The sequence below is a fragment of the Rhizobium sp. PEPV16 genome (assembly GCF_008919455.1).
In the GTDB taxonomy this organism is placed as follows: domain Bacteria; phylum Pseudomonadota; class Alphaproteobacteria; order Rhizobiales; family Rhizobiaceae; genus Rhizobium; species Rhizobium leguminosarum_Q.
The window spans coordinates 1-7,718 of sequence record NZ_VSZV01000155.1; the positions used below are offsets into that span (position 1 = coordinate 1).

Below are 7,718 nucleotides of genomic sequence, written 5' to 3' on the forward strand. Positions count from 1 at the left end.
GAAAAAAATCATCGCGAATCAAATGAATGCGGCCATGCACAGTTTTGTTACCTGATGTTTTCCACCCGCAAAGCCTGTCGCGATTTTGCGGCGGAACATCCCATAAAACCGAAGTTGAAGCGCATAACATCCGTCCGATCCGCCGTGGCGGCGTCAGGGTAGATGATGTTTGTGAAGGCTTTCCAGCGGCGTTGACAAAAAAACGGGCGCCGATGGCGCCCGTCGCTGAACGTCATAGACAAGAACGATGTCAGAAAACGAATTCGCGCGCCTTGGCGAAGCCCGGCAGCGGCTTGACTGAGGCGTTGAAAAAGACGTTTTCCGAAATGGCGCCGCGCTCGGCGACGAAGACCTTGGCACGGGCGGCATTGCCGTAACCTTCAACGGTGATCAGACGGCCACCATCGCGCAATTGACCGAGAAGGGCAGCCGGAACCTCTTCGACTGCGCCGTTGATGAAGATCAGATCATAGGGAGCGCCGGCAGCGTAGCCCTGTTCGAGCGGGCCGGTCACCACCTCGACCTTGGCGTAGCCGGCAAGCTGCGCCTTCGCTTCAGTGGCCAGCGTCTCGTCGCATTCGAGCGCGATGACGGAGCCGGCAATGATCGACAAGAGCGCCGAGGTATAACCCGTACCGCAACCAACCTCGAGCACGAAGTCGTCTTTGGTGATCGCCGCCAGTTGCAGCAGCTTGGCAAGCGGCGACGCTTCCATCAGGAAGCGGGCCGGCTTTCCCGGAGCGGCTGCGAGGATTTCGACGTCGTTGTCGATATAAGCCAGCAGCTTCGCCTTCTCCGGCACGAAAGCCTCACGCGGCACCGTGAGAAACGCCGTCAGCACGGAATGCGAGGTAACGTCCGTCGTGCGAACCTGGGTATCGACCATCTTTGCGCGCGCTGCTTCGAAATCCATCATGTCCTCTCGCTCTTTAAAAGCGGTTCCTGTCCCTCGTCTCTTAATCTCCGCCACGGATGCTTTCAAGGCTTGGCAGCCGTCGGCGAAAAGAATCCGGCCGGGCGCCTCTTCCGCGCCACAGGAGCAGGAGGGACGCTGCAACTCCAGCGTGGAACCTTCCGCCCCTTCATGCTATGATCTGCAATGGAGGAAATAGGAGGAGCAGGCCATGTCTGCGATTTTCGAATATTTCACGCTGTTCGACTTCTTCATCGTCGCAGCGCTCATCGGCATCTTCTGCTGCGGGCTGCTGGACGGCGAAACGACCTGGCGACGATAGACGCCGAGGCACGCTTCAAATATCCGGGACGGCGTCTGAGGCAATCTCATACCGGCAGACGCAGCTCTGACATGTGTTCGTTTCCTTTCAAATCCAGCCCTCGACAGCCGCACGCGCATTAACGTATGTCAACCATTCTGTTGCGGCACCTCGCCTTCCGCTATGGGTGTGCGAATGCAAACCTCTCTGATCCAATCGCGCGGCATAGAAGCGCTTCATTACAACGCCGATGCCCGCCTGCTGCTGATCAAATCCAGCAGCTGCGCACTCGCAGCTTCACCCGCATTTCGCGCAGGGCATACGGCGGCTTCTCGGCGCCGGTTGCGAGTCGCCGACGGGCCGCGATTGAGCGGTGTGGAATATCAGGCGGAGATCCGAAAATAGCTATCTGAAGGCGCTCTACCGCCTCACGGGCATCAATCCGCAGTTCGATTTTTCGCCCGGCCGCGGGTCTGGTAGGATCGATAACGCCGATGCGGCACCGCTGAGCCAGCAGTATTCGGACAACTCTGTCATGTGGAAGATGTTGGAGGCCTCGCCCGGAATTGAACCGGGGTACAAGGATTTGCAGTCCTCTGCGTCACCACTCCGCCACGAGGCCTCACGCGCTCGTTATCTGAGCCGTGGCGAGCGTTTAGAATGATCGTAAGGAAATCGCAAGAGGGCATTTCGGAAAAACGCCATTCCGCTGCTGCCGAGAAGGCCATTTTTCCATCCCGGAACGGCGCGGGCGCAGGCTGGAATTTCCATGGCCGCAACGATGCCCCATTTCCCGGCAATGATGGCATTTGAAACAAATTCTTAACTTGACTTCGATCCTCGTCCGGGCCTCAATTATGCCCGGGAGGGTATAGGAGCTTGCGATGGATTGGGCTGCCCTCAAATCGAAGCGCGTGCGTGCCGCATATGATGCCGAAACCCGGGATCTTTATGTAAAGTTTCCCGGTTCTGCGCCGGTAAAACATGCGGATGTTCCGCCGCACGTCTACCAGAACCTGCTGGAAACGGATGATCCGCATTTCTACTACAAATATTATATAGCGCCGTGTCGCGTATCACAGGCGCACAGACAACCTGTCTCCGTTGCGTCCTACGCAGTCAAGCTCGTGCTCCTCCTTGCCGCCTGCAGCCTGTTGATGGCGACCGGACTCGATCCGGACCATGGTGGCACTTTCGAGGAAAGCGAACTCAGGTCCAACTAGACGCGAATGTGGATGAGCTGCGCGCCCAGCTCAATCTCAGGGCCTGCGACAAGGCGGCTGGTTCCGGTGCCGAAATTGTCGCTCCTGTTCTGAGAACGGTAGCGACGATTGTCCCGCTCGCGGTCATTCCTGTCGTCGCGATCGTTACGACCGTTGAAATTGCGATAGTTGCGCGGCCCGTTGTAGCCGCCGCCTTGACCATGGTCGACGACACAGCCTTCCGGACGGCGACAGATGCCGCGCGCATCAAAACCGCGGCTGTCGATGGCTTGGGCCTCGGCGGAAATGCCTGAAAGAACCGCCGCTGCCGACAGAGCGACTACAAAAAATGCCTTCATTTCCTCACCTGAACCATTGTGTTGCGTTTTCGCGTTTTAACTGCATAAACCACGAATGCGAAAAACGATCCACAGTTCCACGAAGCCCTCCCGGGGTGGCTATCAGTCAGCCGGTTTCCGTCGCCTGTGCCACCAGACCGCCAGCCGCCGCCGAAGCCGGCGCGCGAAGGGCAGATCGTGCGAGAGCACGAGGAAGCCGAGCGGCAGCATCCAGAAGCCGAGGATGGGCAGGAAACCCAACACGCCGCAGAAAATGAGGGCCATGCCGAGTGCCATCCGGGCGATGCGTGAGCGCGGCATGCCGATGCTGAAAGAGCCGAGAACAAGCCTGCCGCTTGCATGATCGATGCCGAAGCGCACTGCCCGTGCCTTGCGCTTCTCGCCGCCTCTCGTCTCCTGACGATCATTCACGTTTGCCATTCCCCAGAGATGGGCGCAGGCATCCCAAATACAAGTTCATTTCATTTTTTTGAAAAAACCGCTTGGCAAATCGGGAAAGCGTTTGTATTAGCCCACTCACACCGCGCCAAGCAGTGATCCCTGGTAGCTCAGCGGTAGAGCATTCGACTGTTAATCGACAGGTCGCCGGTTCGAATCCGGCCCGGGGAGCCATTTTAAGAAATAAGTACCTGTTTTTGTTAAGCAATCCGAAAGCAGGTACTTACTTCCCCACTTTCCCTCCCCGCTTTTGGAACGTGTTTTCTGCGGTTCGACTCCTGTGGATAACTCGCCAGGCGCACTGCTGGCTGGTATCGGACTTCCCGTCGATATACTCTCTTGATGTCGCAACGCGGAACGCTCGATGAAGCCGGACAAACTTCGCAACCTACTGCAGAGTGTCGATACGAGGTTGTCGCGAGCCGAAAAATCTTTGGTCGACATCGATGGAAGGTCAGGCCAAACTAACGACGTCGTGAAGATGCTGGCAGATCTACGAGCCGAAACTCGACGGCAGATCAGCAAGGTGGATTCGCTGCGCCCAGTTCATGTCAGCGCGATAGAAAAACAAGCCCTCCAACTCAGATATGTCGCCGCAAGTCGTCTAAGTGCGTTCGGCCCCAACACCCCGATCAGCGGCCCACTTCAGGCAATAAGTGACGACACAATTGGAATCTCCAATCTTCTATCTGGTCTGATGATAGGGATGAACCAACTTGAGCCGGAAGAGGTTTTGGAATCTCTCCCAGGTCAGAAGCCGGCGGCATTTCAGTTTGGATTCGAGGGGGAGCGTCTCGTCATTGTTGACCAGCCTCTTCGAGCGCGTGAGCGTGATCGCGAAATAGCCATAGCCGCTCTTGAAGCTGCCACCGAAAAAGGTGTCTACGTAGTTGAGCAGTTGGCTGTATCGAACTGCTCACCCCGGCTGAAGGATGCATTCAGATCACTCCAGGATAAGCTTGAGGCTCGCGCCAACATCATACAGGTAGGAATGTACAATCAGACCTGTGGCCGCGTATTTGCGCGGGGATGTCGAGGAACTGTCGTCCACGCTTTTTGAGCTTCTGCGATCGCACGTCGAACTTGTTTTCGCAGCCGCATCTCAATTCGACGACTGGCGGTTGTTCCGTGAGAATGCCGTAGATATCGATCGAGATTCAGTTTCCGCGCTTTCCCAAAGCACGTTGGCTTTGGTGCGAGACCTACGTGCGCAGAAAGAGACGGATCCTGAGGTTACTGCTGCGCTGAACATAGTAGTGAGTTGGACCGAGGACAAAGAAGCGGACAAGCGCGATGTCCTTGCACTTACCGGCACCCTGCAAAATCTATGGTCGCTCGCTGCCAAATCTGCGCTCGCCAAGGAAGTTGCGAGTGAGGGTCGCAAACTCGTAGCTAAAGCTATTATCGCAACTCTTCTGGCCGCCACCACGGCCGGCGCTCTCGCAGCCTTCGGCAAGGTGCCTGGAGCGGAGTGGATCGAGACGACCGTCGCGTATTTCAAATCTGCGACTGAAGGGACGCCCCTTGCTTCGCCTAGCCCTAAATCAGCACCCCCCTAATCCTTGCGAAAATTAACGGGCGCATAAATTCAATCTATCAGATGGCTTTTGCTGGTGACCACGGATGTACTGGCACCGTGCTGATGCAATCAAAGAAGGGTCGGCGCGAGCATTCGCCCGACCCATTCTTTTTATCCAAGACCGTTCGGTGGCCACTGCCGACTAGAAATCGAAATACACGGTCACACCTGATGAACGGCTGCGTTCCAGAAAAACACTAGCCGGCGCGCCGCTGATGTGGTCGCGGGTGGTGATCGCGCCGGCCTATGGTGAACCGCTAAATTCTGACCTGCCGCCTCAGCCATGCCGCCTCATTTCGACGAGCCGAGGGGCCAGATGGAGTAGCGGCAACGACTTGCCGAACGACGCGGTCTTTGAACTGGAAGTCGATAATTAGGTGCTTGCCCTCGCGCACAAGCGTCCAACTGTAGGCTCCGGCTTCGGCAGCGAGTAGTTTGATTTCGCGGCTGACGGCGGGCTTCAAGGCTTAAAGCCTGCACGATAGAACGGGTGGCCGGTACCGGTTCCGAAGTCTGCGTTCCACAAATCGTTGCGGAATCCAATGAGGTCAAAAAGCGCTTGTCGAACTGCCATGGGCTCATCTGACATGTCGCCATCCGGATCCTCAATCAGGATGACGGCAAGGCGAAACTTGTTGGCGATATCGGCTTCGCTGGTGATCGGCGCGTCAATTATCGCTTTTCGTATAGAGGCAGCGGCGTCTCCTAGAGCATCCATCGCATCGTCCGGCATCGGCACGCAGAGCGAGCGCAATCGGACGATTTCAGCATGCAAAGCTAGCATTCGGCCAGTGAAAGCTTCGGGATGCGGCATAGCTTTATAAACCTCGAACAGGGGCCGCGCTTCAGGCGGCCGGTTAAGACCATCATGCGTTCCCCTTTTCGGTGGTGGTAACTGGCGGGAGCCATTTACGGTTTGGTGAGCCGCGTAATCTTCATGGCATAGCAGCACCCCACCGTCAATAGGAAATCTGATCTATGTCCATGTTTTTCTTGACAAATTTGTCAAGATCTTCGACGTCAATGTCACAACCTGTGAATATCTTTACGGGGTCTCGACTTCGCGCCTGCGTAGTGAGAGGATTTGAAACTCACAAGGGGGACCACATGCGTGAAAACCGGCTTTTTGGAAAAGTTGACTGGCACCGACAAGTCCAAGCGCAGTTTCAAGGTCTAGAAAAGAAGGCTCAGGACCTTTCGGCTGCAAAATTGGCTTCGGCCACCGATGAGGAAATTGTTGCCGAGCTGGTAGAGGAATGTGAACTCAATATTCCTGTAATTGATGAAAATGACATTACGGTCTCGTCGCGCGAAGTTACACTTGATGGCCGGAAGGGACTTTCGATTTCTGTCCGTGTCCCGTTTCAAGGAGATCATGACCTGCTCCACGTCCAGCCGCCAACCTACGGCGGGAATCTTCCCAATGGTCATGTTTCAGGAAAGTTCATCACTTTCGAAGTTATCGGGACGGACTTTGAGCAGCGCTCTCCCAAACCTCAGATCGATAAAAACATCGCTGCGATTCAACTGAACCTTGAATGGCAGCGGCAGGCACTTGGTGATTTCCCAGCCAGGCTGGCGGCAGAAGCTGCCCGAGCGGTACAAGCACGCCGCAAAAACCTTGCTGGAAATGCCTCCGTGATTGATCAGCTAGGGTACAAGAAGGGTTAGGCAAAATGCAAACAGGGAGCCCAGATGATGACTTCCCTGAAGGTATGAAGGGCGGACAAGCAATCCGTGGAGCATTGAACGTGGCGGGTGGCCTGGTGCCCTTCGCCGGCGGACTTATCTCCGCAGCAGCATCAACTTGGGGTGAGCACGAGCAGGATCGTATGAATGAGTTCTTCCGCCATTGGATCGCAATGTTGCGAGCCGAGATGACGGAGAAGGAAAAAACAATCCTTGAGATTGTGCAGCGGATTGACATGAGCGATGCGGACGTTGCACGTCGTGTAGAAAGCCCTCAATATCAGGCGTTGCTCCGAAAATCTTTTCGCGACTGGGCAGGCGCCGAGAGCGAGGAGAAGCGTGGTTTAGTGCGTAATCTGCTCGCAAACGCCGCCGCGATTGAAGTTTGTGATGATGACGTTGTCAGGCTCTTCTTAGAGTGGATAAGAAACTTCTCTGAGCTTCATTTGGCTGTGATTGGCAAGTTCTACAATCAAAATGGGCTTACCCGCGCAGAGGTATGGCAACAGTTGGGTCGAGCGCCCGTTCGGGAAGATTCGGCTGCAGCCGACCTGTTCAAGCTACTCATCCGCGACCTCAATATCGGCGGCCTGATTAGACAGCATCGGGAAACTGATTATGCGGGAAACTTCCTGAAGAAGCCGCCTCAAAAAACACGACCGGGCATGGCCAGCCGAGTACACAAATCAGCATTTGACGATGAAGAAAGCTACGAGCTCACTGCGCTGGGCAACCAGTTCGTACACTATGCTATGACCGACGTGCCAGTGAAGCTGACCTACGAGCCCAGCGGCGTGAGCTCATAATGCTCGACCGCGCACCCGTAATCTACCGCCCCGCAAACCACGTGTTGCGCAGGCAGGCGATCATTCGCTGAACACCCCAAGCACGAGTGCCAACGCTATGATGAAGCTGGGCAAAAAGGATGAGTCCACTCATCTAATATCCGAGTTTACTCAGTAGCGTGGCCAGCCCCCCCAAGAGTGCGCTTGACGCAAGTATGGGCCCCTTGGGATATTCTGCTACTCTGCGGACCAGAAACTCAGAAACCAACAGCAGGCATATAGATCCGTAGACAATAATAAATAGTATTGCAGGAATTATCCAGAATAAAAATGTTGTCAAAGTCAGGAATGCGAGGAGATCTGATGTGTATATGTAAATTTCGTACAGAAAGATATATTCCATATTCTGCCGCACCAAAGAAGAGAAATAAAAATCGAGTCCTATTGTTGCT

9 protein-coding genes and 2 tRNA genes are annotated in these 7,718 nt (G+C 55.3%); 6 read left to right on the forward strand and 5 right to left on the reverse strand.

Annotated elements, in window-relative coordinates:
• Positions 1 to 250: 250 nt before the first annotated feature.
• Both FY112_RS03145 and FY112_RS03155 read right to left on the reverse strand, forming a co-directional pair.
• Positions 251 to 916 carry a protein-L-isoaspartate O-methyltransferase gene (locus FY112_RS03145; protein WP_181018137.1) on the reverse strand — a complete coding sequence of 222 codons (666 nt, stop codon included), beginning with the start codon at positions 914 to 916 and terminating at the stop codon, positions 251 to 253.
• An 846-nt stretch (positions 917 to 1,762) separates the two neighbouring features.
• Positions 1,763 to 1,836 (reverse strand) — tRNA-Cys (locus FY112_RS03155).
• Positions 1,837 to 2,098: 262 nt separating this feature from the next.
• On the opposite strand from FY112_RS03155, the gene FY112_RS03160 reads away from it, so the two are divergent.
• A complete protein-coding gene (locus FY112_RS03160; protein WP_017960183.1) occupies positions 2,099 to 2,437 on the forward strand; it encodes a KTSC domain-containing protein in 339 nt (112 codons plus the stop codon).
• On the opposite strand, the gene FY112_RS03165 is transcribed toward FY112_RS03160, so the two are convergent.
• Both FY112_RS03165 and FY112_RS03170 read right to left on the reverse strand, forming a co-directional pair.
• A complete protein-coding gene (locus FY112_RS03165; protein WP_131644065.1) occupies positions 2,434 to 2,775 on the reverse strand; it encodes a hypothetical protein in 342 nt (113 codons plus the stop codon). The two genes, FY112_RS03160 and FY112_RS03165, sit on opposite strands and share 4 nt — an antisense overlap.
• A gap of 102 nt (positions 2,776 to 2,877) precedes the next feature.
• Positions 2,878 to 3,195, reverse strand: a complete 318-nt coding sequence (locus FY112_RS03170) for a membrane protein (protein WP_017960181.1) — start codon at positions 3,193 to 3,195, stop codon at positions 2,878 to 2,880.
• A gap of 117 nt (positions 3,196 to 3,312) precedes the next feature.
• On the opposite strand from FY112_RS03170, the gene FY112_RS03175 reads away from it, so the two are divergent.
• The 3 genes from FY112_RS03175 (at position 3,313) to FY112_RS03185 (ending at position 4,772) form a co-directional block, all read left to right on the forward strand.
• A tRNA-Asn gene (locus FY112_RS03175) sits at positions 3,313 to 3,387 on the forward strand.
• Positions 3,388 to 3,577: 190 nt separating this feature from the next.
• Positions 3,578 to 4,273, forward strand: coding sequence for a hypothetical protein (locus FY112_RS03180; protein WP_151517654.1), 696 nt, complete (start codon positions 3,578 to 3,580; stop codon positions 4,271 to 4,273).
• Positions 4,233 to 4,772, forward strand: coding sequence for a hypothetical protein (locus FY112_RS03185; protein ID WP_151517656.1), 540 nt, complete (start codon positions 4,233 to 4,235; stop codon positions 4,770 to 4,772). Before FY112_RS03180 ends, FY112_RS03185 begins: the two co-directional genes overlap by 41 nt.
• A gap of 480 nt (positions 4,773 to 5,252) precedes the next feature.
• On the opposite strand, the gene FY112_RS03190 is transcribed toward FY112_RS03185, so the two are convergent.
• Positions 5,253 to 5,606, reverse strand: a complete 354-nt coding sequence (locus FY112_RS03190) for a hypothetical protein (RefSeq protein WP_151517658.1) — start codon at positions 5,604 to 5,606, stop codon at positions 5,253 to 5,255.
• A gap of 293 nt (positions 5,607 to 5,899) precedes the next feature.
• Between FY112_RS03190 and FY112_RS03195 the strand changes: the two genes are divergently transcribed.
• Positions 5,900 to 6,463: a hypothetical protein gene (locus FY112_RS03195; RefSeq protein ID WP_151517659.1), complete on the forward strand. Its 564-nt coding sequence runs from the start codon at positions 5,900 to 5,902 to the stop codon at positions 6,461 to 6,463.
• A 5-nt stretch (positions 6,464 to 6,468) separates the two neighbouring features.
• A complete protein-coding gene (locus tag FY112_RS03200; RefSeq protein WP_151517661.1) occupies positions 6,469 to 7,287 on the forward strand; it encodes a hypothetical protein in 819 nt (272 codons plus the stop codon).
• Positions 7,288 to 7,718 lie beyond the last annotated feature (431 nt).